General features: G+C 59.2%; 14 protein-coding genes and 9 pseudogenes. 12 read left to right on the top strand and 11 right to left on the bottom strand.

The annotated features are described in order from the left end of the window. Positions 1-259: 259 nt before the first annotated feature. Positions 260-1,161: pseudogene (locus tag EJ066_RS12450) on the bottom strand (IS110 family transposase); the annotation flags it as partial. A gap of 715 nt (positions 1,162-1,876) precedes the next feature. On the opposite strand from EJ066_RS12450, the gene EJ066_RS12435 reads away from it, so the two are divergent. After that, the gene (locus tag EJ066_RS12435; protein ID WP_189350321.1) at positions 1,877-3,034 is read left to right on the top strand and encodes a hypothetical protein; all 1,158 of its coding nucleotides are present in this window, start codon (positions 1,877-1,879) and stop codon (positions 3,032-3,034) included. Between the two features lie 309 nt (positions 3,035-3,343). Here EJ066_RS12435 and EJ066_RS12425 read toward each other — a convergent pair whose 3' ends face one another. Next, entirely contained in the window at positions 3,344-4,579 is a 1,236-nt protein-coding gene (locus tag EJ066_RS12425) for an acetyl-CoA carboxylase biotin carboxylase subunit family protein (RefSeq protein ID WP_126038100.1), read from the bottom strand. 322 nt (positions 4,580-4,901) lie between these two features. After that, positions 4,902-6,092: pseudogene (locus tag EJ066_RS12420) on the bottom strand (IS3 family transposase). A 249-nt stretch (positions 6,093-6,341) separates the two neighbouring features. Here EJ066_RS12420 and EJ066_RS12415 point away from each other — a divergent pair. From EJ066_RS12415 to EJ066_RS12375, 10 genes and pseudogenes are all read left to right on the top strand, one after another. Continuing rightward, a complete protein-coding gene (locus EJ066_RS12415) occupies positions 6,342-7,055 on the top strand; it encodes a hypothetical protein (RefSeq protein WP_126038098.1) in 714 nt (237 codons plus the stop codon). Beyond that, a pseudogene (locus tag EJ066_RS12410) lies at positions 7,004-8,008 on the top strand (IS21 family transposase); the annotation flags it as partial. The gene EJ066_RS12415 and the pseudogene EJ066_RS12410, both read left to right, overlap by 52 nt. An 81-nt stretch (positions 8,009-8,089) precedes the next feature. After that, positions 8,090-8,689: pseudogene (locus tag EJ066_RS12405) on the top strand (ATP-binding protein); the annotation flags it as partial. Between the two features lie 647 nt (positions 8,690-9,336). After that, positions 9,337-9,639: pseudogene (locus tag EJ066_RS31855) on the top strand (recombinase family protein); the annotation flags it as partial. 239 nt (positions 9,640-9,878) lie between these two features. Next, a pseudogene (locus EJ066_RS31850) lies at positions 9,879-9,950 on the top strand (hypothetical protein); the annotation flags it as partial. Between the two features lie 106 nt (positions 9,951-10,056). Continuing rightward, positions 10,057-10,215: an IS66 family insertion sequence element accessory protein TnpB gene (tnpB, locus tag EJ066_RS31300; RefSeq protein ID WP_210211049.1), complete on the top strand. Its 159-nt coding sequence runs from the start codon at positions 10,057-10,059 to the stop codon at positions 10,213-10,215. A gap of 65 nt (positions 10,216-10,280) precedes the next feature. Then, the gene (locus EJ066_RS12395) at positions 10,281-11,966 is read left to right on the top strand and encodes an IS66 family transposase (RefSeq protein WP_245455127.1); all 1,686 of its coding nucleotides are present in this window, start codon (positions 10,281-10,283) and stop codon (positions 11,964-11,966) included. A 249-nt stretch (positions 11,967-12,215) separates the two neighbouring features. Next, the gene (locus tag EJ066_RS12385) at positions 12,216-14,285 is read left to right on the top strand and encodes a recombinase family protein (protein ID WP_126038092.1); all 2,070 of its coding nucleotides are present in this window, start codon (positions 12,216-12,218) and stop codon (positions 14,283-14,285) included. Positions 14,286-14,326: 41 nt separating this feature from the next. After that, positions 14,327-14,533: pseudogene (locus EJ066_RS12380) on the top strand (transposase domain-containing protein); the annotation flags it as partial. Continuing rightward, positions 14,485-14,769 carry a hypothetical protein gene (locus tag EJ066_RS12375; protein WP_348629315.1) on the top strand — a complete coding sequence of 95 codons (285 nt, stop codon included), beginning with the start codon at positions 14,485-14,487 and terminating at the stop codon, positions 14,767-14,769. The pseudogene EJ066_RS12380 and the gene EJ066_RS12375, both read left to right, overlap by 49 nt. A 278-nt stretch (positions 14,770-15,047) precedes the next feature. Here the strand turns inward: EJ066_RS12375 and EJ066_RS12370 are convergent, their stop codons facing one another. From EJ066_RS12370 to EJ066_RS12340, 7 genes and pseudogenes are all read right to left on the bottom strand, one after another. After that, the gene (locus tag EJ066_RS12370) at positions 15,048-17,747 is read right to left on the bottom strand and encodes a lyase family protein (RefSeq protein WP_126038089.1); all 2,700 of its coding nucleotides are present in this window, start codon (positions 17,745-17,747) and stop codon (positions 15,048-15,050) included. Next, positions 17,747-18,697 carry a cysteine synthase family protein gene (locus EJ066_RS12365; RefSeq protein ID WP_245455126.1) on the bottom strand — a complete coding sequence of 317 codons (951 nt, stop codon included), beginning with the start codon at positions 18,695-18,697 and terminating at the stop codon, positions 17,747-17,749. The genes EJ066_RS12370 and EJ066_RS12365 overlap by 1 nt, the downstream gene beginning before the upstream one ends. A 118-nt stretch (positions 18,698-18,815) precedes the next feature. Next, entirely contained in the window at positions 18,816-19,865 is a 1,050-nt protein-coding gene (locus EJ066_RS12360; protein WP_126038084.1) for a hypothetical protein, read from the bottom strand. Positions 19,866-20,145: 280 nt separating this feature from the next. Continuing rightward, positions 20,146-20,985 (bottom strand): hypothetical protein, encoded by an 840-nt coding sequence (locus EJ066_RS12355; RefSeq protein WP_126038081.1) that lies wholly within the window; start codon positions 20,983-20,985, stop codon positions 20,146-20,148. Then, complete coding sequence (gene ectB / locus EJ066_RS12350) at positions 20,978-22,234, bottom strand: diaminobutyrate--2-oxoglutarate transaminase (RefSeq protein ID WP_126038077.1); 1,257 nt, start codon at positions 22,232-22,234, stop codon at positions 20,978-20,980. Before ectB ends, EJ066_RS12355 begins: the two co-directional genes overlap by 8 nt. Positions 22,235-23,293: 1,059 nt before the next feature. Then, the gene (locus tag EJ066_RS12345; protein ID WP_126038074.1) at positions 23,294-23,887 is read right to left on the bottom strand and encodes an SPASM domain-containing protein; all 594 of its coding nucleotides are present in this window, start codon (positions 23,885-23,887) and stop codon (positions 23,294-23,296) included. 474 nt (positions 23,888-24,361) lie between these two features. After that, positions 24,362-24,465, bottom strand: a pseudogene (locus EJ066_RS12340) (aminocyclopropane-1-carboxylate deaminase/D-cysteine desulfhydrase family protein); the annotation flags it as partial. A 305-nt stretch (positions 24,466-24,770) separates the two neighbouring features. Between EJ066_RS12340 and EJ066_RS12335 the strand changes: the two are divergent. Then, a pseudogene (locus EJ066_RS12335) lies at positions 24,771-24,965 on the top strand (transposase); the annotation flags it as partial. Positions 24,966-24,982: 17 nt separating this feature from the next. Here the strand turns inward: EJ066_RS12335 and EJ066_RS12330 are convergent. Beyond that, a complete protein-coding gene (locus EJ066_RS12330; protein WP_126038069.1) occupies positions 24,983-25,732 on the bottom strand; it encodes a LuxR family transcriptional regulator in 750 nt (249 codons plus the stop codon). Between the last annotated feature and the right edge of the window lie 229 nt (positions 25,733-25,961).

Here is a 25,961-nt window from a genome sequence, read left to right as displayed (position 1 = left end):
ACATGACGATGCTGAGGTCAAGAGGTGTGTTAGGACGGCATCGTATTGCTCCCAATTGGTGGCGGAATCCAGAGCTGGGCCCGATTGCGTGACACGGCTCGGTCAATCGAGCCTAATCAAACTCACATACGGTCGCCGCTTCAGACGGCTGCACCAATATCCCTTGCGGCGGCAGGGGCCCAGAAGGCGAGACCCATCTTTGATACGGCATTCTAGCCAGCTGGGATCTCGGTTCGCCTCCTGGATCCGCCGAGGCTGATCAGGCCTCGAGGGATGAGTGTATCGGTGTGATCTCGTCAGACGCCTTCATGACAGCACCTTCGATGACGACGCCCGCGGTCACGTATTTCCACAGCGCCACGAGCAGCTTCCTTGCAAGGGCGACGATGGTTGTCTTTTTGAGGCGCCCTTGGTTGCGCATCACGCGTTCATGGAACCAGCGGGTAAGCGCTGAACTCGGTTGATTGCGCAGCCACAGCCAGGCCAACTCGATCATCGTCGTTCGCAGTCGGGGTTGCCGGCCTTCGAGACGCCTTGCTGGCGCTGGACCAATGCGCTCTGCCAAGGCGTTGGCGCGAGCCCGGCATAGGCGGCGACCTGCCGGCGATTATCGAAGTGCCGGAACAGACCTTCCGAGTAGAGGATGGCGGCACAGTCGGGGCCGATGCCCTTGAGATCGAGCAATGTCGCTGCTGGAGTTTCGGCGACTTCGATTGCCAGCAGAGCGTCGCGCTCGGCCTGCACCTCTTTGATTTGGGCTATCACCAGTTCGAGTCGGTCGAGCTCGCGACGGATTTGCCCCTTCAGATGTTCTGGCAGTGCGCGGCCGTCGCCGGTCCTCAATTCCTCAAGCCGATGTCGCCGGTCACGTCCCAGCGGCTCGTAGCCGGTGATGCCCTGAGCAAACAGCAGGCCCTTGATCCGGTTGACATGGCAGGTCCGCTGACCAACCAGAGCCTTGCGTTCACGGCCGATGCGCCGATGGTCCTCCTCCTTGACGCTCGGTACCCTAACCATCGCGCACACGCGCGGCTCGCCTCGTTTGTAGGCGAGCAGCTCACGCACCAACGCCTCACCATCGATCTTGTCGGTCTTGGCACGACGCCGCCGGCGCGGCGTGGCAATCGAGGCGGCGTCGACGACATGGCTTTCGATCCCTTCGGCCGCTTTGCCCGGCTTCAGGACAAGGCACAGGCGCGCACCGGCCGGGACTTTGCGCTTGTGGTCATTCAGGAGGCGGGTCTCGACGGCTTCTGGATCCATCGAATCCTGGGGGCGGGAACGGACCTCGGTGGCCGATTTGCCGACCGGTCCGAGAGAGCCTAAATCGACGGTGCTCTTGCGTCGCCATGAGAGCTTTGTCACTGGCCGCGGGGCTAAACGAGACGCCCACCTTTCCGCCTCTTCGGCGCGCAAGCCTCGGCCTGAAAGTCAAGCGAATTGAGAAACTGCCCCCCTGTTGCCTCACCCGAAGAATGTTACCTTACGATGTGGCGGGTTGAAGAAGCGGGGAGATCGCCATCTAGTCGCCATTGGTTATTTCAACGGCTGTCTCTTTACGCCAGGCTTTCACCGCTATTTGCACCGTCCGCAGGCTTTTGTTCGTGAACCGTCTTTGATCGACGTTCATCAGCCGCTGCAGCACCGTGCCCGAATCTGAGCCTCATAGGGCTCAAGCATGCTCGGTCTCTTCGGATAAGGCTTTGTCCGCCGATAAGGCCTTTTATGGGTGGGTCGCACCTCACCGCCCTGCCAAGCCGTCTTCAGATTTGCGGTAAAGCGCTGCAGATCGATGACGACCGGTTCCTGTGGCGTTGTTTGCACTCCACGACGATCGACCCGTCTTCCCAGATCTTCCTGTGCCGCACGGATGCCGGTGAACAGCATCACCGGGTCCGCCGTTGCGAGCATCGCACGCAACGCAACAGCTCCTTGTCGTCCTCCGCCACCTCTGGATGGCACGCTCGACCGGCGGCGCTGGCGGATGATAGCGCTTAATCACACGCGCGCCGATACGGGTCTTCTCTCGCAGCTTGAACGAGGGCTGGAAGAGATTGCCGTGCAGCCGCACTGCGTCATAGAGACGAACAAGCGCCGCCGTGGCTTCCGCACCCACGAACCTGCCATAGCCGACCAGGCGACGAACGATGGCACCGTTCTTCTGCTCGACCCATGCCTGATCATTCTTCCGATAAGCACGGGAACGCGTCACTTCCAATCCTTGACTTCTGCACCAGGAGACCACGAGTTCATTCATGAAGGCGCTGTCATTGTCAAAGTCCACGCCTTGAGCGGAAAGGGGAACAACGACCTGGCCCGCTTGATGGCAGCGATGACAAGACCACTTCCTCGCGTCCGCACCGGCACGCACTCGGTCCAGCCTGTGGCGATATCGGTCAAGACCATCGTTTGCACAAAGCTGCCGGACGAAGAGGTGCCGGAATGGGCAACGAAGTCGACCTCGACATATCCGGGCGGCGGATCATTCCAGTCGCCGAAGGTGCGCACCGGAACCGACGTACGCACCGCAGAACTCAGTCCGGCGCGACGGCGCTGCCCCCCGCGAGCTACAGCACGCACTTCCGAAAGCAGGCGATCCATCCGCTGCGCTGATCGTCAGCAGCTTGTCGCGAAGTTCGCCATCCAGATCGAGCCGGCCATGCCGCTCAAGAGCCGGCAGCAAAATGGGAATCAGCGGTTTCAGCCGTTTCGAGCAAAGGCGATCGGACGCCTTCCACAATGCCACCAGCGCCTCCAGAAACTTCGGCGCCATAAAGCACCGGATATTGTCGGGTGGGCGACGGACCGGCAGCCCGAGGTCGCAACACCCGGATCGCACGTTTGCGATGATAGCGACTGCGACGAACTCGTCCAAAATCCCTTGTTTGTCGGCCCGCAGCCCGATCGATATCGCTCGACAATCGCTTCAACCAATTCCAACCGTGTCGCCATGCTAACCCGCCCTGCCATCCAGCCTCCGAATCAGGATGACAACAACGGCTTCATCCCCTCGGGACGGCGACCCTATTGGTAACAATCAACGTGAGGCAATGCGGGGGGTCAGTTTCTCAATTCGCCCGACACCTGAAAGTATAGCCGAGAAGTCTAGTTGTGATTAGAATGGTTCCGCGTCGATCGTCATCCTTACAGTAGACGATCTTCGTCTTTCGGGATGTAGCGTCAGCCCGCAGTCTGCGAACCGCTTTTCAAGAGCGTCGCGCAGCACCACTGCCTGTTTTCGGTTCGGCAATGGCAGATGGCATCATCGGCATAACGCTCGAACGGGAGGTCCGGATGGTTCCGCTGCATCCACATGTCTGGCATTGCGCCGAACGGACTGTACCTAATTGCCAAGGGTCGGGAATGGTGTGATGGACCAACGAATTGAGTCGACAGCACGCTGGAGTATCGCCTCCGTCCGGGCGGGGCAGGCTGACGCGGCGATGACATGTCCGAGCTTGTCTAAGTAATCGCCTCTCCTAACGATCAGCGTCTTGGGTTCAACATACAATTTGACCTCGGCGACACCTGATATAGCAGCCGCCTGACTGTTTCCATCTATCCAGTCGAGGGTGCCATCGTCATCAGGGACTAACATACGCGCAGCCGCAGTCTGCGAACGCCTCCTGCTCAAATTGCATTCGTTGCCGATGACAAGCTTGATGTGCTCGGAGATGAGATCGACACCGTAAGCCAGCTGAACAAGCTGAGGATCGGGCGCGCCAGCAAGGCGCGGATTGACTTCAATGACGACTGGGCCAAGCTCCGTCCACCGGAATTCAATGTTCGTTGGCCCCCAGCCGAGGTCGAGAGCTCGCAAACAGTTCAGTGAAACAGCGGCGATACGTTTGTTCTCGTCCTCAGTCAGCACGGCCGGATAGTTCAATTGACGACAGACAAAATGCGGTGGTGGGCCGTATAAAGCGGCGCCTATCGCAATCACCACATTTCCCATTATCTGAGCGATATAGAGAGGCCCCTGGGCGAACTCTTCGACCAGTATCCTCGGCGAAGACCGCCATAGGTGCTCCCCGCCCAACAAATAGGTCATATGTTCGGTTACCTCGTCGACACTGCGGCACAAACGGACACCGCTGCTGCCGGCGCCCACGGCTGGCTTAAGGATAACCGGGAGGCCGATCTCCACGGCAGAGCTTTCTGCCTCCGTCGCATTGGTAGCCAAGCGAAATTCAGGTATTGGAACGCCGGCCTCCGCAAGGAGCTGACGTTGAACGGATTTGTCGCAGCATCGCTCAATTGATGCAGGGTTCGGTCCCGGCAGATCGAAGTGCTGACCGAGCTTACCAGCTGTCACGCAGGCCGACTCGTCGGCGCGCGAAAAGCCAGTAATACCAGCAATGTCGTAGTTGGCACGTAGCCGGGAACATTCACGGATCAGCGCATCGAGATCGTCTGTATCCACACGGATTGCCTCATTCTCTTCAGCTGCAAGATATTTGTACTGAGCTGGATTAGCCGACAGGGTAATTGGATACAGACCGAGACGCTGGGCCGCTTGAACGTATAGAAGACCCATACGCTGATGGCCTTCAACTAGGATGAGCGCTCTTCTTGCCATTGGCTGTTCCCCAAGGTTGCGTGGTGTGCGGCAGTCGGAGCGGAACGGCGCAGCTGTTTCAGCCGTGCCTGACCTCAGACGCTGTGGTGAACCTACCATTGTCAGCGATTTGCGGTTGTGAAGATAGTTTAAGGTTGTGTTAATGCCGAGCGACGCACTGAAGCCCGAGCAAGTGTTGTCGTCTGCACGACCAGTGAGGGTCGCCCATGTAAGGGGCAAGTGACGCCTGGGTGTGGTCGTTGCCTGCTAGTCATCTTTCATCATGAGCAGCATGGTTCGAGCGCGCTGCTGCCGATGGTCGGACTGACGTTGCTCCCAGTTTCTATCCAGTTTTGAGTTCGTTTCCGGCGTGGGTTGTGCCCTGCTGGGCGGGTGAAGCGACGGGCGCTGGCCCGGAGCCTTTGGCATAGCGCAGCGCGAGCGACCGTCGCGGATTGAAGGTGCTGGCGAACTCTGCCGGGGTCTGCCAGGCGATTTGGGAGTGCGGCCGCGCGGTGTTGTAGTCGGCGTGCCACAGGGCGATGGCTACGCGCGCCTGAGCCAGCGAGGTGAACAGCGTCTCGTTGAGCAGTTCATCGCGCAGTCGGCCGTTGAAGCTCTCGATGAAGCCATTCTGCATCGGCTTGCCGGGCGCAATGTAATGCCATTCGACGCGGTTCTGATCCGCCCAGGCGAGGATGGCGTTCGAGGTGAACTCGCTGCCATTGTCGCTGACGATCATCCTGGGCCGGCCGCGCTCGGTGATGAGCCGGTCCAATTCGCGGGCAACCCGCATGCCCGAGAGAGACGTATCAACGACGAGTGACAGGCACTCTCTCGTGCAGTCGTCGACGACGGCCAGGATGCGGAAGCGGCGCCCGTCGGTGAGCTGGTCCGATACGAAGTCGAGCGACCAGCGCTCGTCGGGCCTCAGCGGCACCAGCATCGGCGCCCTGGTCCCGATCGCCCGCTTGCGGCCGCCACGGCGGCGAACGGCGAGCTTCTCCTCCCGATAGAGCCGGAACAGCTTCTTGTGGTTCACGACCAGGCCCTCCCGCCTCAGCATCACGAGAAGACGCCGGTAGCCGAACCGGCGACGCTCCTGCGCGATCGCCTTCATCGGCTCGCGAACCTCGCGGTCGTCCGGCCTGCTGGTCTCGTAGCGAACCGTCATGCGGCAACAGCCGATGGCTTTACACGCCCGCCGTTCGCTCACCCCGAAGCCTTCCTTCAGGCGAGCGACAGCTTTCCGCTTGGCCGCGGGCGTCACCATTTCTTTCCCACAAGATCCTTCAACGCGGCATTGTCGAGCATGGCGTCGGCCAGAAGCCGCTTCACCCGGGTGTTCTCGTCCTCCAGAGCCTTCAGTCGCAGAGCCTCGGAGACATCCATCCCGCCGAAGCGGGCCTTCCAGTTGTAAATCGAGGCGTCGCCGACCACGTGCTTGCGGCACAGATCGGCAACCGATACCCCGGCCTCAAGTTCCTTCAAAATTCCGATGATACTGCTCTTCAGAGAAGCGGCCGCGTTTCATGTCCTGGTCCTCTCGATGGGCCAGAGCGAACTTCAAACCGGATTAGATCAAAGGGGCAAGGTCAGGACCATTTCGGTGTTGGTTCTCCTTCAGCGCGGTTTTGACTATCGGCCTTGCGCCGATGGCGGTCGGAGAGCGCGTGCAACGTGAGCATGAGCCGATAGTCACGTCAACTATCAAATCTCGCAGTATCGGTCCGCATTCCGCTATATTAGAACCGCACTTCTTTAGCTGTCAGGGTGCATCTGCATGCAGGATAACGTAACGACATTAGACATTTCGAAGTTCATCTGTGCAGCGTACGAGCTGGCGCGTAAGTCCGGTCTCCACATCACGATGGGAGACGATTTTGAGGAGTACGTCAGGATCACTGACAGACTTCCTGGAAAGTCACCGACCTATCCACACTTTCGTCCGGACTGTTCTGATCTTCTACCTGGAAAGGCTTTCTGGATTATTGGCAGGGACCGGGAAGACAGGGTAGCGCATGTCCAAGCAATGCGGCTGTACGATCTCTCCACCACAAGTCTTGATGAGCACCTTGGGACGCTCAGAGACTGCTTCGCGGACCCTGGTCTTAAAGCAGGGCCTGGCTCTTCGTGTAGCTGCTACGCACCGTCCGCCAGAAGCATTACCGGGCTTGTAGCATATCGCGGCGACCTCTGGCTCCGTGAGGATTTTCGGGGACGCGGTCTTCTGTCCTTCCTTGGTCGGATCGCATTTGGAGTGGCATGGACTCAATGGTCGCCGGATTTCATTTACGCCCTCGTTGGTAGCTGGAACATCGAAAAGGGCATAGCAGATCGCAACGGCTATCTACACAAAGAGCCACATGCATCCGTCCTGCGGTTGCCAGCGCGGGGCATATGCGACGACGACTGGCTCGTTTGGTTGACCCGTGAAGACCTGCTGAAAATGCTTTCAAGTAGAAGCTGTTCGTCGACTATGCCGGCGACACGGTGACGGTAATGGTCGACCGCCTCAAGGGAAGGACGCGTCAGGCGCATCTGTTCCTGGCGGTGCTGGGCGCGTCTAGCCTGTCCTAGCAGAGGCACGTTGGAGCGCACGCTGCCCGACTGGCTCGGCCGCCAACTCAATACGCTCGAGGCATTCGGCGGCGCGCGCGCTGGTGGTTCCTGATAACGCGAAGGTCGCGGAGGCCGCCGCTACTATCCGCAGATCAACCGCACTTATGCCGGGATGGCGGCCCATTACGGCAGTTCGGTGCTGCCGACCAGGCCGCGCCGGCCGCGCGATAAGGCGAAGGTCGAGGCGGCGGTGCGCATTGTCGAGCGCTGGCCTCTCGGCCTTCTACAGTCTGGCCAAGGTGAATGCGGCAATCGGCGAATTGCTGGCCGATCTGAACGATCGTCGGGTGCCGGCAGCTGTTCGAGGAGGTCGACGGTCCGGCGCTCAAGCCGCTGCCGGCGGAATGTAAAGTCTTCGCCGAATGGCGGATCCGGCGTGCCGGTCTCGACTATCATGTCGAGATCGATCGCCACTATTACTCCCTCCTCTGGCCCTTCGCGCGCGAGCAGGTCGAGGCGCGCGTCAAGCGACCCGTCGAGTTGTTCTGCAAGGGCGAATGGATCGCCGTCCATTTGCGTTCCAGCGGCAATGGCCGGCACACCAGGGTCCCGATCACATGCCATCCTCGCATCGGCGCTTCGCTGATCGGACGATTGAGCGGATCGGCCACGATGCCTCGGCGTTCCGACGCGGCGCTGCTGTGCGAGAAGATCCTGGCTGACCGGCCACATTCCGAGCAGGGCTTCCGGGCCTTTCTGGGCATCACTCGCCTGGTCAAGGGATTTGGCAGGGAACAGGTCAATGCCGCCTGCGGTCGCGCGCTTGAGATCGGCGCGCGGACCTACGGCTCGGTCCGCTCCATTCTCGACAACCATCTCGACCGAGCGCCGTCGCCGCGGGCGGCGTCCCGCGAGCCATCGACCATTCCCAATCCGCGGCTGTCGCTATAACGACTGAAGTAGAAAGGGATGCTTGCACCCCCCACCCTCGATCGCCTGAACGCCATGGGCCTGTCCGGCATAGCCAGGGCATTCGACGAACTCACCGCCAATGCCGAGGTCGAACAACTCTCTCATGTCGAATGGTTGAGTCTGCTACTCGACCGGGAATGGAGCTGGCGGTACGATCGCAACCTTGCTGCCCGCCTGCGCTTTGCAAAGCTGCGCCACCAGACCATTCCCGAGGATGTTGACTATCGCAGCGCGCGGACTCGATCGGCTCCTGTTCCTCCGCCCCGACAATCCGGCGATCTGCGGGCCATCAGACGTCGGAAAGAGTTGGCTCGCCTGTGCGCTCGGCTACAAGGCCTGTCGCGATGACCGCTCCGTCCTTTACCAGAGCGTGCCCAGACTGTTTGCTCCCTGGCATCGGCGCGCGGGGATGGTCGCTATCTACGCCTGCTGCGCAAGCTCGGCAGTGTGCAATTGCTGATCCTTGACGATTGGGGCCTTGAGCCCCTCGACGGCCAGGCCCCTCATGACCTCCTTGAAATCCTCGAGGACCGCTATGGACGCCGCTCCACCATCGTAACCAGCCAGTTGCCCGTCTCCGCTTGGCATGAGGTCGTGGCGACCCAAGCAGCGCAGGATGCCCCTCTTGTTGATCCGGTTGGTATCTCATGTCACGGTGGTTGACCGTCGACACGCACCCTGTGGACAGCAGTTTGAGGTGGCATCACTTCGGTCAGTGCGCGGATCTGCCTTTTTTGTCATCCGCCTTCCGGATGGACGGTCGCGCAATATCCGCCGCTCAGTTACGAATCTGTCGCCTGCTAGCGATGATGATGGTGAACATCGTAGCGGGCTGGAAAGTTAATACCCGTTCGGACTTTGCTTCCTTTAGTGTATTGTGCGCGAATCACCTTTATAACTCAATGGCGAGTTGCGATGGTGCTCATGCTTTGGCGCATCGGATTGCGGTGGCTCTACCGGAGACCAGTGTTCCACTGGTACGGATCAAGCCAGATACGCCCAGCCTTTTGGAACAATCTCCCACCGGTATCTCAGCACCAAGTCGCGCAGATGCTCGCGCTGATCCGCCGGATGCCGCCGGACGCGCCAGCCGCGAGGGACCAGTTTGATGTTGGTTATTCCGAGAGCGGCCGTCCGGCGTTCAAATTTCGCTTACGTGTTGTGCGCCAATCCTCGATAAACTAGGTGCGCCACCATCAGGAAAGCACCGAACTTCAGCACAGCTTGGTGGACCGCGCGTCAGATTGGGCTGGCCGCCGGATCGTGTCGTCGCCATCGACGAGGATCTTGGAAAACCAGGAAACGGCCAAGTCGAGCGCGGCGACTTCCAATGGCTCATCGCCGAGATCGGGGCCGAGATCGGGCTCGGCAACGCGGGTCTGGTGGTCAGCCTCGATGCAGCGCGCAACAACCGGGACTGGCATCAACTCCTCGAGTTGTGTTCATTGCTCGGCGTTGTCATCGCCGATGGTGAACGTCTCTACGGTCCCTGCGCTTATCAAGACCGGCTGCTGTTAGGGCTCTCGGGGATCATGAGCGAAGCGGAGTTGCACCAGATCCGCACCCGCCTGCATCAAGGGGGACGGCAGAAGGCGGCGCGGGGCGAGCTTCGCATACCGCTGCCAGGTGGCTTGGCCTACAACCGCTCCGGCCAGATCGTGTTCAACCCTGATGAAGAGGTTCAGGCTCGGCTGCGTCTGATCTTCGACAAATTTAGAGAGCTTCAGACCGCGCGACGCGTTATGCGTTACCTGCGCACGCACGACCTACGCGTACCGGTGCGCCGATTCGCGGGCCGGCGCCCCATGAGCTGGTGTGGCGAGACGCCACCATCGCCGACGTCCATCATATTTTGCACAACCCGGCCTATGCCGGCGCATATGTCTACGGCCGGCGCCGAATAAATGCGATCCGCCAAGGTGCGGGTTCGCATCGCGCAACCTCGAAGGTGGCGTGGGCTCGGCATGTCGCTGTATGCGAAACGGCTCGAGAAGGGCCGGTTTCTATGGCCGTCGCCGGCGGACGGCACGGTTTCCATATCGCCGGCGCAGCTCGCCTACATGCTCGACGGGATCGATTGGCGCAACCCGGTTCACACGTTCCGCCCGCAGCGCGCGGGCTGAGTTTTCTTTGAGTTTGCGCCATTTTCCGCGAGTCAGCGGACGCGTTTTATGATTCACTCCAAGGCATGGTTGCCACCGCCCAGGATGCTGTTCCGGACGATATCGGCGCGCTGAGAGCACCGCTGACCGCGGCGCTGGCCAGAGCCGAAGACGAGGCCGCGCGCGCTGCGCTGGTCGAGGCCGAACTGGCGGTCGCCAGGGCCAAGGCATCGGATGATGCGGCGCTGATCGCACATCAGGATCTGACGATCCGCAAGCTGCAGCGGGCGCTGCATGGTCAGAGTTCTGAACGCTCAGCCCGCCTGCACGATCAGATGGAGCTCACCTTCGAGGAACTCGAGAGCACCGCGACGCAAGACGAGATCGCCGCCGAACAGGGCGCGGCCCGGACCACCGAGGTGGCGCCTTATGTGCGCAAACGACCGGCGCGCCAGCCATTTCCAGAGCATCTGCCGCGCGAATCGTGGTCGAGCCGGCGCCGACCGCTTGCCATTGCTGCGGCGGTCATCGGCTGCGCAAGCTGGGTGAGGATATCACCGACGCTGGAGGTGGTGCCGCGGCAATGGAAGGTGATCCAGCACGTGCGGGAGAAGTTCACCTGCCGCGACTGCGAGACGATCAGCCAGGCTCCGGCGCCCTTCCACGCCACCCCGCGCGGCTGGGCCGGTCCCGGCCTGCTGGCGATGATCCTGTTCGAGAAGTTCGGCCAGCATCAGCCGCTCAACCGCCAGGCCGAACGCTATGCCCGCGAAGGCGTGCCGCTCAGCCTGTCGACGCTCGCCGACCAGGTCGGCGCCGGCACCGCGGCGCTGATGCCGCTGTTCAAGCGGCTCGAAGCCCATGTGCTGGCCGCTTCACGTCTGCACGGCGACGACACGACGGTGCCGGTCCTGGCCAAGGGCAAGACCGATACCGGTCGATTATGGACCTATGTGCGCGATGACCGGCCGTTCGGCGGCGCCGATCCGCCGGCGGCAGTGTTCTACTATTCCCGCGATCGCCGAGGCGAACAGCCCGCGGCGCATCTCGCCGGCTGGAACGGCATTCTGCAGGCCGATGCCTTTGGTGGTTACGGCGATCTCTATGCGACGGGTCGTCAGCCGGCGCCTGTTCTGGAGGCCAGCTGCTGGGCCCACAGCCGGCGCAAAGTGTTTGAGCTGGCCGATGTCGAAGCGGCGGCGCGCAAGAAGGCGCGCAGCGAGAAGCCCAACCTGGTCTATCCGCTGGCGGTCGAAGCCGTGAAGCGCATCGATGCCTTGTTCGATATCGAGCGCGCGATCAACGGCCTGTTGCCGGCCCAACGCCACGCCGTGCGCCAGGAGCGGAGCGCGCCGCTGGTCACCGAGCTCGAGCGCTGGATGATCGAGACGCGCGACAAGCTCTCGCGCGGGCACGACCTGACCAAGGCCTTCAACTACATGCTGCGCCGCTGGTCATCCTTCACCCGGTTCCTCGACGATGGGCGGATCTGCCTATCCAACAATGCAGCCGAGCTAGCCCTGCGCGGCATCGCCATCTCGGGGTCATTCTGCCCATGTTGGGCAGGAGGTCGAGGTCCATTACCGTTGGCACCCGTATTTCGGACGTCGGCTTCGCTGCGAGAACAGCGAAGAGCGCGCCGACGGCCGGATCATTCACCTCGTCGTCGCGCCCGGTCATGTCATTACCGCTCCGGCCTGGATGATCGATCCCGTGGCTTGCGCGGCGATGGACCTGGGCCCCCCGCGCGTATCGCTTGCCGCGCTGCTTGAGCTTAACAAGCTCTTGATCGAACGCCGTTTCCGGCGAGGCTCTCCGGATGGTTTCACCATCGCGGAGTCGCAACATGAGAACCCTGCCACCCCCGACACGATCTCTCGAGGTCGTTCGCCAACTCAGCTTGCCGCTCGACTCGCAGAAGCTGAACGGGCTGAGTTCAACGCAACGGACCATAGTGATCGCCCGGCTCGCCAACGTACTGAGGGCCGCCGCCGGCGTGGCAACGGAGGAGGAGAGCTGCGATGACGAGCGGTAATCTGATTCCGACTGCCGTCCTCAAGCGCAAGGCCGTCGTCTATGTGCGTCAATCCACTCAGGCGCAGGTCCAGCTCAACCTTGAGAGCCAGCGTCGGCAGTATGAGCTTGTCGACGTCGCGCGGCGTTGGGGATTCCGCAAAGTAGAGGTGATCGACGAGGATCTGGGACGAACCGCAAGCGGGGCTGTGGAGCGTCCCGGTTTCGAGCGCCTGGTCGACGATCTGTGCACCGGCCATGTGGGCGCCGTGCTTTGCCTGGAGGCGTCCCGCCTGTCGCGCAACGGGCCGGACTGGCATCGGCTGCTCGAGTTGTGCGGCGAAGTCGATGCACGCGTGATCGATCTGGACGGAGTCTACGATCCGGGATTGCCGAACGACCGCCTGCTGCTGGGTATGAAGGGCAGCATCAGCGAATTCGAGCTCGGCGTGCTGCGTGCCCGCATGTACGAGGCCGCCCGCGCCAAGGCACAGCGCGGAGAACTGCGCATCTCCGTGCCCTTCGGCTATGTCTGGCACCGCGATTACGGTCTCGGGTTCGATCCCGACATGCGCCTGCAGGAGACCATTCACCTGATATTCGCGCGCTTCCGCGAACTCGGCAGCGCGCGCCAGGTCCTGATCTCGATGATCGACGATGGCGTGCATTTCCCCAGACCCTCCGACGGCAAGAAGATGGTGTCCTTCGACTGGGTTCCGATCCGTTACCGCAACGTGATCTCGATCCTGAAGAACCCATTCTACGCCGGCGCCTATGTCTATGGTAAAAGCGAGAAGCGCACTGAGATCGTCGATGGCCGCGTTCGCAAGAGCTATGGCCATTACAAGCCGGCTAGCGAGTGGGCGGTGGTGCTCAAGGACCATCACGAAGGCTACATCGGATGGAGCGAGTACGAACGGAACCAGGAACTGCTCGCAGCCAACGCTTACGGCAAAGCCGGCGGCGTCAAGTCGGGCCGCGGCGGTCGCGCGCTGCTCCCGGGTCTTATCTCCTGTGGTCGATGCGGGCGAAGACTGGTTGTCATGTATGCCGGACGCGGCCAAGGTTATCCGGTATATCGCTGCGAGCGCGGCAACCTCATGATGGCACAGGCGCGATGCATGTCGTTCAACGGCTTTCGCACCGACGCGGCGGTGACCCGCGAAGCGCTGGAGGCGGTTGCGCCGATGGCGATCGAAGCGGCGTTGGAGGCTGAACGGATGCAGCTGGAGAGCGAAGCCAAGCGGCGGCAGATGATCGAGATGGACCTGCAGCAGGCGCGCTATGAGGCATCGCTCGCCGAGCGCCGCTATGCCGCTTGCGACCCGGAGAACCGGCTTATTGCGGCCCAGCTCGAGAGGAGTTGGGAAGCCACACTCAGGCGCGTGGAGACCTGCGAGGCCCAGCTGAGCGAAGTCCAGCGTGTGGAGCCTGTCGACGCGGTTCCGGACTTCACGGGCCTCGCCCAGGATCTCGAGGCCTCCTGGAATGCGCCGGGTGTCGACATGCGCTGTCGTCAGCAACTGCTGCGCGCGCTCATCAAGGATATCGTGGCGGATGTCGATGACGATGCGCGCGACGTGATCTTGACCATCCACTGGCACGGAGGCCAGCACTCGCAGGTACGGGTTCGCAAGCCCAAATCCGGAGAGCATGGCCAGCGTACGCCTGAGGAGGCTCTGGCGATCATGCGATCCATGGCAACCCGGTGGTCGGATGCCGAAATCGCTGCCACACTCAACCGCATGGGCATGCAGACCGGTCAGGGAAAGACCTGGACCGCGCGTCGCGTCCAATCGCTGCGCACGGTGCACAAGATCAGCGGCTATCGCTCTTCCGACAAGAATGGCGAGTGGCTCACCATGTCGGATGCGGCCGCGAAGCTCGGCGTGTCGCACGTCAAAATCCGCCGGTTCATCAGGGATGGCCTCTTGCCGGCCGAGCAAGTCATGCGCGGCGCGCCCTACCAGATCCGCGCCAGCGACCTCGAAGACGAACGGATCAAGGCCGATTTGGCGCGCAATACTCCGCGTCGCATCCACGACGACAACCAGGAATCGCTGTTTTCCGCCATTTGAAGATGAGGTGCATAATGAATCAGTCTTCGCTCTCGGAAGAAAAGTCCTGGCTGTTCTGCGGTTCCGATCGCGGCGGACAGCGCGCGGCCATTCTGATCGTCAGCGCCAAGATGAACGATATCGACCCGCAGGCCTGGCTCGCCGACGTCCTCGCCCGACTGCCCGCCTATCCGGCCCATCGGATCGATGATTTGCTGCCGTGGAATTGGAGATCCGCAAAATTGCGGACCCAACCAGCGGCGGCCTGATCATGCAGCGCAATAAGGTGCATCACGTCTACACCGTCGAACGTGTCGCCAGGGACCTCGGCGTCAGCGAAGCGCTCATCCACGAACTGACCCTCGGTCTGGAGCCCGAGGACGGCGTCATCTGGGTGTACGGCGCCAACGATGACGACGGGATCTTGGCCTTCACCGATGAAGGCATCGAGGAGGTCAAACTCCTCCTCGAAGAATATCATCGCGTCTCCCCATCGAAAGCTTGACCCCAGCACTCCGGTGCTCAGGTTCTCATGGCCACCAGATACGCACGTCTGCGGTCTTCACCGGATGCGTACGTCGATGTTGTCGCCGGGCCGATTGTAGTTCCGTCGAGTTTTTTATTGACAAACCCAAAAAGGGCAACCCCCGTCACTGCAAATGACCGGAGCGTGTCGTGGCTCGTCCAATGGGGGAATGCCTAGGCTGCAGCCGCTGCGCCGCTCCAGCCGCGGACTGATCTGCCGATTATTATAAGATTAAGCGCTGTCCATATGTCGCTCGTTCAAGTTGCCTGATGATCATCAATAAGCTCATTCACCCTCTGTTTGCGGTGTATCTCAGCGTGCGCCCAACGCTCCCGTATTTCCGCGCATTTCAGCTGCATTTCGCCATACATCTTCTTTGCTACAGAAAGCTGATCATCGGTTGATCGTTGTCCGGGTCCTCCTCCGAACTGCAGAGCATCCCTGCATTCTTCAAGACTCTCCGGCAACACGCCAGTGAGGTGGCTTGCCAACTCGCTTCGGCGCTCCGCAACCGAGCTATCCAGAGACAGGCGTTGGGCGATCTCACCAATTAGTGTGTGGGCCTTCCTGAAAGGAACGCCTCGCGACGCCATCCGTTCTGCGGCGACTGCCGTCATGGGTGAGCCATCTTCCAGATTTTCACGCATTGACCGCACGTTGAAAGACATGAATTTCACAATGAGTGATGTGAGGGTGATGGCCCTCTTAAGGGCATCTTCTGCAAGGGCTAATGGAGAGCAACCGTAGTTGCTCGTTTCGATCGAGTTGCTGAAAGGCGATTTGCAGGTGGCTGTTGCCGCAGAAACGTAGGCCCCAATCGCTGTGCTTGCCGACCCCTTGACGTGTTCAAGCAAAAATGGGTTCTTCTTTTGGGGAAGCATGGAAGAGCCACCAGCAAGATAATGAGGAAGGTCAATGAGCGCGAACTCCCTGGTCGTCCAAAGCTGCAGGTCCTGGGCCACACGGCTGAGCAAAATTGCAACGCTAGCGAAGAGTGAAAGCCCTTGTAGGTGATGGTCACGGCTTGCAACCGCATCAAGCGAGTTGAATGACGGCAATTCAAATCCCAGAAGATTTGCTGTCTTCAAAGGGTCGATAGGCAGGCTGGTGCCTCCGCCGGCACCAGCTCCCATAGGGCAGTTCTTGATGTCTTCCAGGAGGCAATGGAGCCGCTGGCGCTCGCGCCGCAGAGCGAAGAAAACGCTGAGCAGGTAGTGCCCTGGCGATCCGGGGATTGCAATCTGGTACTGACTGTACAAAGGAGCAACAAATCTCGATGCTTCCTCCACGCGCTGAAGCAGGGCATCTTGTGCAATGCCTATTTCTTGGGAGATAGCACACCCAGCTTCCCGAAGGACCAGCAGAGAGATGGTCGCGTTCAAGTCGTTGCGGGATCTTGCAAGGTGCAGCCAGCCGGCCTTTTCCGGGCCAGCTCTGGCGGCAAGTTCTGCCTCATAGGCAAGGTAGAGGCCGCGCGGAGCATCGCGTCCCTCCAAAGACTGAAAGCCCTCGTCCTGGAGGTGAAAGATGTGCTTCAAGAGATCGGCAGCGACTTCCCGGTTGATCAAGCCCTGATCCGCGAGCATCACCAGATGTGCTTCATCTATGGTCGCCTGGTGCCGCAGAAGGCGACCGTCACGCGAGATTTCGATAGGCGGAGCGAGCAACTTCATCGCTTCGGGATGTAGGTTCCACCTGCCCTCGCTTGCCCCAGCGACTTGCTTGTTGTCCGATTCGCCAGCAGCCTCTTCCATATCCATCACCGTGGAATCGATCATCTGTTGAGCTGCTATAACGGCGGCGTCGAGTTCATCAGCGACGCCTACGGCGTAGGCTACTCGGTCTCTGAAATCGCCATTTATTTGAACATCCTCCCCCCCATATTTCAGAAGCCCCGCTTCGGGCACTGTCGGCCCTGGAGTTCGAGAAAAGCTCAGGCGTTTGAGCTTCCCGGATTCGTGAGCAAGGCGGAAACGGATAGCTCCCGCTCTTCCGCCCGCCCGCGGAGGCGTAAACCCTTGTCCCGCGTAAAGATTAATGACCATATCAAGGATTGAGGTGCGCAAAGCGTGCGACAGCATGACTGGAATCATTCCTCCAGCCAGTCTGGGATTGACCTCAATGATGACCGGGCCTGGCTCCGCTATTACGAACTCTACATGAGCCGGTCCGAACTCCAGGCCGAGCGCTGATACCGCACTCACGGCAAAACAGGCCAGTTCCTGGAGGGAGCGCTCCGGGAGCGGTGCCGGGAAGTCGTGCCCTACCTCGACGAAGCAGGGAGGCGGGCCCTTGTGCTTTGCAAGTATTCCAAGGCAATGCAGGGTTCCATCGTTCGCAATTATCTCTGCGGAGTATTCCTTACCCCTTATATATTTCTGGATGAGGACATCAGGGCTGCACAGACCTACCTGATCGAGTAACGCGCCCCTTGCACTCTCAAACGCCTTGATTGCGGCTGCCGCTGTATCGCACAACCGCACGCCACTACTACCACTACCGGAGACCGGCTTCACCACCACCGGCAGAGTGGCTTGGGCAAGTATCTTCTCCACGTCTCGGACGGAAGTGGCCAGTCGAGTCTCAGGGATCGTGATTGATTGTCGCTGCAACTCGGCCGCTTGCTTCCATTTGTTCCGGCAGGTAGCTATAGCCTTCGGATTGGCTGCTGGTAGCCCGATGGCCGTCGCAGCACTTGACGCTGCTTCCACAAAATAATCCGACGACGAGTATATTCCTGCCAGCCTTCCCAACTTGGCGGCGACCCCGATGAGTTCGTCCGGACTACGCGTTTCAGCTTCGACAACGTGAGCGACCGAGTCCTTCAGAAACGGATAACGCGCAGGATTACGCGTAACGAGATATGGTTCGAAGCCAAGAGCTCGGGCCCGTTTCATTAATAGTTCGCCGGTGCCCGTCGTGTTGCTTTCCACGAAAAGGAAGCTACCTCGGTTCATCAAGAATCGTCCTCCAGCAGGCTTAAGACAGCTTCCCGGCTTTTCCGATTCCAACGATATCGGTTCCATGGCGGAAGAGCGGTCGAGGGATGCTCTTCACTGGACGGAGCGTCCAGAAGAGCACCTTCATGCAGACATCCATTCTGCTTGAGCCACTCGTGGTCATAAACAGCTTCGGCATAGCGGTGGCCTTCATCTGCACATATGACGACCACGGTTTCTCCTGGATACTGCCGAGCGTGCCAACGCCCAACGATGTAGCTCGCCCCGGAGGTCGGACCGGCGAAAACGGCGTGCCGCTCATGGAGGGTATGCGTTGCAGCAAATGCGAGCGGAGCCGAAATGAGATGCACGTCGTCATACAGTTCATGCTTCACATTCTTGGGGACAAGACTGTTCCCCAGGCCCCGCAGTTTCCGGTCGCCATCCGGTTGGCCAAAAATGACGCTATTGAAGGTATCTACTCCGATCAGGCGCGCCTCCGGGGCTTTTTGGCGAAGGCGCTCTATCGTTCCGCAAGTAGAGCCACCAGACCCCACAGAACCGACCAAAGTTATGTCGGCGTCCAGCATCCCCGATAGTTGATCAGCAAAAAGCTTGTAGGCTGCGGGGTTGTCCGGTGTTTCGTACTGACGGGGCCAGAAACAGGAATGGCCCAACTGTCTCATCTTAGCGTGTAACGCGTCCAGCCGGCTTCGTTGGTAACCACCATCCTGGGCCTTTTCAGTTACTATGACGACTTCGGCTCCTAGAGAGCTCAACCTGTTTTCGAGACCTTTGTCCATCACCGGGTCCGTGAAGATCTCAAGCTGGAATCCACGTTCTCGGCAAATGACGGCCAGCCCCAGTGCGAAGGTTCCGCTTGAGGTCTCGAGAACTTTCATGCCGTGCGTCAACGTCCCTCGAGTCACCGCTTTCTCGATAATGTACTTCGCAGGGAGAAGCTTCATGAAAGCGAACTGCGCGAGATAAAGGTTTGTCCCGCACCTAATAATTCTAGGAAGAGCATACGCATCAGAATATCCGGAGAATAGAAGGTGTTTGCGAGCAGCGTCCATATTTCTTACCTCATCGGCAGCCAGTCATGGTCCGGTAAATTCTTGGCGAGTTGTCGAATCGCGACACATGTGCGAGCACGGACTGAATCTTTCGTGTAAAGTCATCCGCGGTTCGATCAAGCAGGATTCCAATCATGGTGCCGCTGTGCGCGACTATCACCCCGAGAGCGTCGGTGGCCTGCGATGCTTTCAACATCGAGTTCAGATGCTTCTTTGGAGTCCGCTCCTGATGCAGGAGAGCGCTGGCAGTGGCTATTTTGCCTATCGTCGCCGCGTCACCCCGCGGAATTGCTATCCGTGCGCGGTCCAGGAGTCCTTGATATTCTGCTCTTCGACTGGCGGAGATTTCACCTCGCCGTTGATCATAATCGACGGTTTTGATCGTCCCTCCTTCATCGATACCAACGATCGCAAGCGGCGGCATTTGGCCAAGGAACGAGAGAAGGTTACATGCTCGCTGTTGGTATGCAACCACACCCGGGTACATCACCCCGTCGGATGGCTCGATGTCCGCCATTAGCTTTTCGATCAACAGTGTCCGGATTCTACGCTTAAAGCAGCAGGCGATTGACCGTGCAGTCGCAACAAGATCGGCCGACGAACTCGCGAGTCCTTTGCCTTCAGGGAGCTCAGATTCCAAAAGGAGGATTCCTCCTGAGGCGCCGAGCGCAATCACGAGATTCTCAGCCAGCCGTTTCGCTTTGATTTTATGTGACGGATAAACGCTTACGGATTGTGTGCCTGCCATCGGCATGAAGTGAGCTCGCGCAAAGAGCGCGATAGGCATTGTGATCAAGAAGTGAGGGTCCCCGGGAACGGAACCGACCGGCAACTGTCCTTGGAGCAACTCGCCGAATGTGCCGCAACAAAGCGCGTCGCTAGAATAAACCCGTGGCTGTTGTCCGTCGTCGGCGATATTCTGGGCCGCATCTACGCCATCAAAGGTCTGATGATACAGGTACGGCCTCCAAACTTCATCGGCGGCCGCCTCGAGAAGTTCTCTAGTCGACATGCTCGCCCCGCCGGAGCCGATAGGATGGGTAGAATTTTGGATCGCCATATCACTTCCGCGTCAGGTACATTGAGTTGATCAGCCACTACGAGAACCTGAGGGCGCTGGCTGCCTGAGCAGGCGCCACAGTCCGCCGCTCCGGCAAACACGGGGCTGGGCGGACGCAAAAGTCACTGCCAAGCCATTTTACTGAACTCAACAAGTCAGGTTCGCCCCCTCCGGAAGAATGGAAAAACGTCCGGAGGGGTCTGTCATTGAAGGTTCCCCGCTATGACGGAGGTGACGCCTTCACTATCGGCACAAAACAGTCGCCGCTATCCACGGCCTATCAGGTCCACCAGAGAACAAGATCCGGCCGCGCAAACCCGAAAAAGCAATTCAGCACCAGGCGACGCTTTCCGTCGCCTGATTGACCGGTAACCCCGTGAACGAAGCCGCCATCGATTAGGGCGATATCCCCGGCCTTGAGCTGGAACTCGCGGCACGGGACGGCCTCAAGATAGGCTGCCGAATAGGGATATCCAGTGGTCTCCACACCCTGCGACTTTCGGTCCGCAACTGTCGGCTTATGGCTCCAGAGCCTCAGATTGCCCCCGTGCTCGGACATGCTGGGATAGAGGTTGAGCGCTGCGACCGTATTGTGCGCCACCGCAGAAAGCTCGTAATCATCGCCAGCACGTAAGACTTGAGCGACGTCGTCGTGGGGATCCAAGGAAAACGTGCCACTGCCTGACCAACTGAGAGCGCGACAGACGTTGGCCTGACCGCGTTCCGAACGGGCGAGCCGCAATTCAATACCCTGGTTGTGAAGCTCTCGCTTCAACGCGCCGAATATTGCTCGGACCGGGTCAACCAAATTCTTAAAAAGGGCCTCGACGTAAGGTCGCGCAGCTTCCGCATCTGCGAAATAGGTGGCTGCATCCTTCCTGTAGTGAGATGCGCCGACATATTGTCCGGGCACACCATCTCTACGCTCTCTGAGACCGGAGCTTCCAATAAAGTTCGTGGTGATCTCCTCGGCTACTTCGGTGCTGAAAGCTTGCTTGACGTGCAGAGCGGTGAGCTCACCTTTCAGGACCGAGATGATCTCCCCCGTGTTGATCGACCCGGTCCGTTCTTTGATCGAAACCGGGGAGATGGCTGGCACTTGAGTTATCTGCTTAGGCATTGTCTTGCTCCTGTAGTGCGTGATCAAGGATGGTGATGCCACGATCGAGTTCGGCATCGGTGATGGTTATCGGCGGGAGGACTTTGATAACGTCGCGATTTGGCCCCGAGGATTCGATAAGAAGGCCATTTTCGAATGCGACATCGTGCACGCGGCCGACAAGTGCCGGTGAACGGCATTTCAGGCCGGCCATCAGGCCGCGCCCGCGCTTTTGTTGGATGTATCTGGGAAATTTCGCAACCAGGCGATCGAGGTGCGTTTGCAGCCTGACGGCTGTCCGCTCGACACCTGCAGTAAATTTCCTATCCGACCACATCTTGCACATGGCTCCTGCCGTCACGAAGGCGAAATTGTTGCCTCTGAAAGTCCCGCTATGTTCTCCGGGCTTCCATATGTCCAAGTCGGGTCGAATCAGAACGATGGAAAGCGGGCTACCTGAACCGCTTAGGGACTTGGAAAGACACACAATGTCCGGTTCGATTTTTGCGGACTCGAATGAAAAGAAATCGCCAGTTCGGCCCGCACCCGCCTGAATATCGTCGACGATAAAAACAATGCCGTGAGTACGGCAAATGCGCTGAATTTCCGTGAGCCAAGCTGCGGATGCGGCGTTCATGCCGCCTTCTGCCTGGATGGTCTCCAGAATGATTGCGGCCGGCTTTTCTATTCCGCTCCCCGGGTCGCTCAAAACGCAGTCGATGTAACTGGCGGAATCGAAAGCTTGGCTCGGATAGCCGTCATAGGGAACACGGATCACATCGTGGCGAGCAACGCCTCCCAGTTCCCTGGTTGAGGCCGAGCCCGACACCGCTAGAGAGCCGAGCGACATGCCGTGGAACGCATTCGTAAAGGCCATGACGCTCGAGCGGCCGGTGTATTTTCGCGCCAGCGCCAGAGCCGCTTCGTTGGCGTTCGTGCCGGTCGGCCCAGGAAACTGAATCTTGTACGAAAGGCCTCTGGGTTTCAGGATCCAATCGACGAACCCTTCAATGAAGTCACGCTTTGCCGCCGTATGCATATCAAGTGACAGAAGAATGTTCTCACCGACGAGATATTCAATCGCCGGCGCCATGATATCCGGATTGTTGTGCCCGTAATTGAGCGCCCCGGACCCAACTAGGAAGTCGATATATGCGTTACCGGACTCGTCCCAGATGGTGGCCCCAAGTGCCCTCGCAAAGACCGCGGGAAACGACCGGCCATAGCGACGAACGTTGGACTCATGGGCCGTGAAAGGGTCGGTGTTCATATTGAGTCCTCTGCACATAGGTCGTCAAAGAAGAGAGCTGTTTAATGGCTAGTGGTTTGCGGTAGATGTTCGTCATCTAACATTGAGAGCAGAATGCCGGAGGAAGCTTTGGTTGGTCTGGTGATGCCGGGATCCTCATCGAATATTGTTGGGTTGCGTTGCCCTCCATTCGGATGCCTTCGGAGAATGTGCTGCAACAGGATGGTTTCTAAAGCTTCCGCGAAAGCACCGCTACTATGGCATCAGGTAGTTGACGTACCCACCCATCGCTACCCATAGCGCCTCCGGACAATGAATGGGTCCAAGGACGATTAGCAGGGTCGCGTCGCCAGAGGTTGTGTAGCTCGGCGCTAGCGAAGCCGCTCGCGAGCGCGCTCCTCAATAGCGCCGTAGCGAGCGAGCGGCTTTGCGGCGGCCATCAATATTCGCCGTTCAACCTCGGGCTGCGGACACCAACCTGATTCAAGAAACTATTTGATGACCGATGACAGAGCGAAAGCCGCGCTCTCTTGGAGAAGACTGCGGATTCCGATCTCTTGCGCGAGATGATTGGCCCGAGCCGCCGGGTCAAGAGGGCGGGCCGCCGTGGGCGCCCTTGACGGAAAGCCCGTTTGTAGGCCAGGCGGAAGCAACCGAGAGACGCGCTGGCGAAGGGCCGAATCGGTTTCGAGAACGTCCACTACCGCGACGGCAACCATCCCCGGCCGCAGCTGGGGCTGCTGCCTTCAGGCGAGTCGAAAAGGAGATAGTCTGGGAGGGTAAAGGCGTTGACGAGGTGGGCCGTGAGTAAGCAATCAAGCGCTGATCGGGATCGACAACGCTGTTTCCGTCCGACCGAGGTTGACCTGTGATCGGCGTTACCTCAAGGCAGGCAGGCCGACAAGCTCGGTTGGAAGCCGAAGACCACTTTCGATGAGCTCGTCTGGGAATGGTCGAGGCCCACTGCCGCGCCTACGGGATCATGCTCGCGTAACGTGAAAACACGATCGCGTCGCCGGCAGGTGCATGTGCCGTGGGGCCATCCGGATTGCCAGGTACGCCCTCTCGGCCGGCATCCACTCAGGTCCGGTCGTTTGGGTCGGCGAATTCACACATTCTGCAAAGCAGAAAACCATCCGCTCCATTCATGCGGTCGACGATTTCGCGAAAAACTGGCTTTTCAAACAGAGCGGAGTAACCCTCATATAGAAGGTTGCCCAATACGTGACGCCGTTCAAAATCCATGGAGCACAGGGTAACGTCGCTGTTTGGAAGAAGAACATTCCGATACTGTCGTTCGTCCACGCAGGTTAGGGCTCCGACCACTGGCTGGCGTGGTGCAACGATCTTAGGGTCGACGCTTCCACCCCTACTGCTCATGGGCCGCGCTCTTATCAGTGCTTCGGTAGGAATAATGTCGGCTATATCTGGGTGGGGCTCGCCCAAAGCCACGAACCGGATCAAGGGGATATCCGCGTCGACGAGTTGACGAACCAGATCGCGATACTTGTCTCCGACCAGGCGGCTGTTCATGTAGGTGCCATCATCGAAAACATGAACCACGAATACGCCCAAGCGCAAGGCTTGCAATCGTTGCAGGTCCTCCCCGTTCATTCCCACCAGCGTCGTAAAAATCCTGATGCCATGGCCTTTGGCGAAGGCGTGCTCCACCATTTCGGTGCAGTCCGGATTGAGCCAAGGTTCGGAGTATCCCGCAAAACCAATGTCGACGGAAGCCGGTACGCGGGCTAGACACCGCTTGAAATCTTCAAGACCCAGATGACTCGCATGAGACACTTTTCTTTGCCGGACCGCGAACTTGTCCTGGGGACAATATGAACATCCTACGACACATCCCGTGGTCGTCGTTATCTCCAAAACCCTGCCGGCTGTGTTTGCTAAGCGAAGTTCCGGCAAAATCACTGGTGACGACTCCCATCTACTTACGTCGAAGCGCCACGATGGTGTGCCTTTGGCTTTCTGGCACCGCCTGCTGATCTACTGAGGCAACGCGGCCATCTACCCTTTTGGCAGCCTAAGCCGCCCGGTTCGCCGATTTGCCGGGCCGACTCCTCACAAACTTCGAGCGCGTCGGACCAGAGACAGCATTGCATCTTTCGAGGCATCACTCGCTCCGGAGATGTAGCCTCAACCGGTGATCGCTGGCCCATCGCCGAGATGCGCGCACAGCACCCTCGAACCCGCCGGAAAGAAGCTTTCTGGATGAGGTCGATCACCCCTTTCATCGAGCGAGTTCCGTGTTCTCATGCGGGTCAACCCTCACCCTATATTGCCGCACCTCGACCAGCAAAGGCCGTGCCAGTGCGCCTGGCGCGCAGTTACTGCGTGATGGGCTTCGAAAAGCCCGACAGGCCCAAGACGCTCCGCTGTTTTGAACCCGACATGTTTTCTGACGGCTGTCAGATTTGGACACACATCACTCATGCGTCAGTCGCTTAAGACGGAATGGCGTGCTGAGTTCTGCAAATTCGCTGAGAGTGGGCGGTCATGACAGGGTGGTGTTCAACGTCACCGATTCCCTGGAAGGAACGCCGCCATGATCAAGACAGAAAGTAAGACCGCCAGCGCTGCCGTCAAAGACATTCTGCTTTGGAACCCGGATAGATTGAACGAGGTGATCCGCGCGGTCATGCAGGAGGTGCTCGAGGCCGAGATGGACGATGCGCTGGATGCTTCGAAGAGCGAGCGCACGCCGGAGCGTCTCGGCTATCACTCGCGCTACTACGGGCGGAGAACTAGCTGCGCAACCTACTGCCGTTCGATAATCCCAAGTTCCAAAGCTTTTACAACAGCTACCGTTCTGCTGGTCGCATCCAACTTCCGCATTACATTTTTTAAATGGAAATCTATCGTATTTCGTGATCTGCCTAAAATAGTTCCTATTTCCCATGACGATTTTCCTTGTGACACCAAATCAATGCACTCTATTTCTCTCGCAGACAGGCTATGAACTTGTTCTGACGCAGTCGTAGTGTCGAACTTCGTAACCATCAGATGAAACCGTAGCGCGGCCATTTGCAGGTAGGTGATCGTTCTATTTAGCAATTCGCAGTCCGAGGATTGAGCAAAACTCATAAACCTAAAGCTGTCAGCAGGGCCATGTAAAGGGACGGTAACGCCTGACCTCAAGCCGAATGTTGCTGCTTCGTCCAAGACGCGGCGTCCATCTTCAGTTATGCTTTTATCGGTATACACCTCGCTCCATCGAAAGGCCCCTGCCTCCTTTCGACCTTTCTTGATGAGCGGGTCTATTTTGGCATAGCCCATTCTCGAGTAGCGCTCCTGCCATTCAGCAGGATAATTCCACATCACCACAGAATCCTGTCGGTTCGGCTTGAAAACCCTCTGTTTTGATGCGAGCGGGCCATAGGCAATCCAAGGGCAATCGAACTTCAGCGCAAACGCGGACAACAGTTCGAACAACCGTTCGGATTGAGCGATACCATCAGTCATGTTGAGGAATAGACCTAACTCGAGTTCAATCCGCGGGAGTTTCACGATCTCTCCTTCAGTTGCGTCCTCAGGTGCACAGCTCCAGCCCAGCATCGCAACATGCGTAGTGAACGGATCGACAGCCGGAGTTCTCTTCCGCCACCTAAAGACGTGGCATCAAGAGTCGTGCCACCTTGCGAGCGGAGCTTTTTCAGGTTGTAAACCGACTGGAGCGAGGTACCCAGGAGGCGAACCGAACAGCACTGTGTCGGGGAGCGCACAATCCGACAGTCGA

It is taken from the genome of Mesorhizobium sp. M9A.F.Ca.ET.002.03.1.2 (assembly GCF_003952365.1).
Lineage (GTDB): Bacteria > Pseudomonadota > Alphaproteobacteria > Rhizobiales > Rhizobiaceae > Mesorhizobium.
This window is presented reverse-complemented; position numbering and strand designations above follow the sequence as displayed.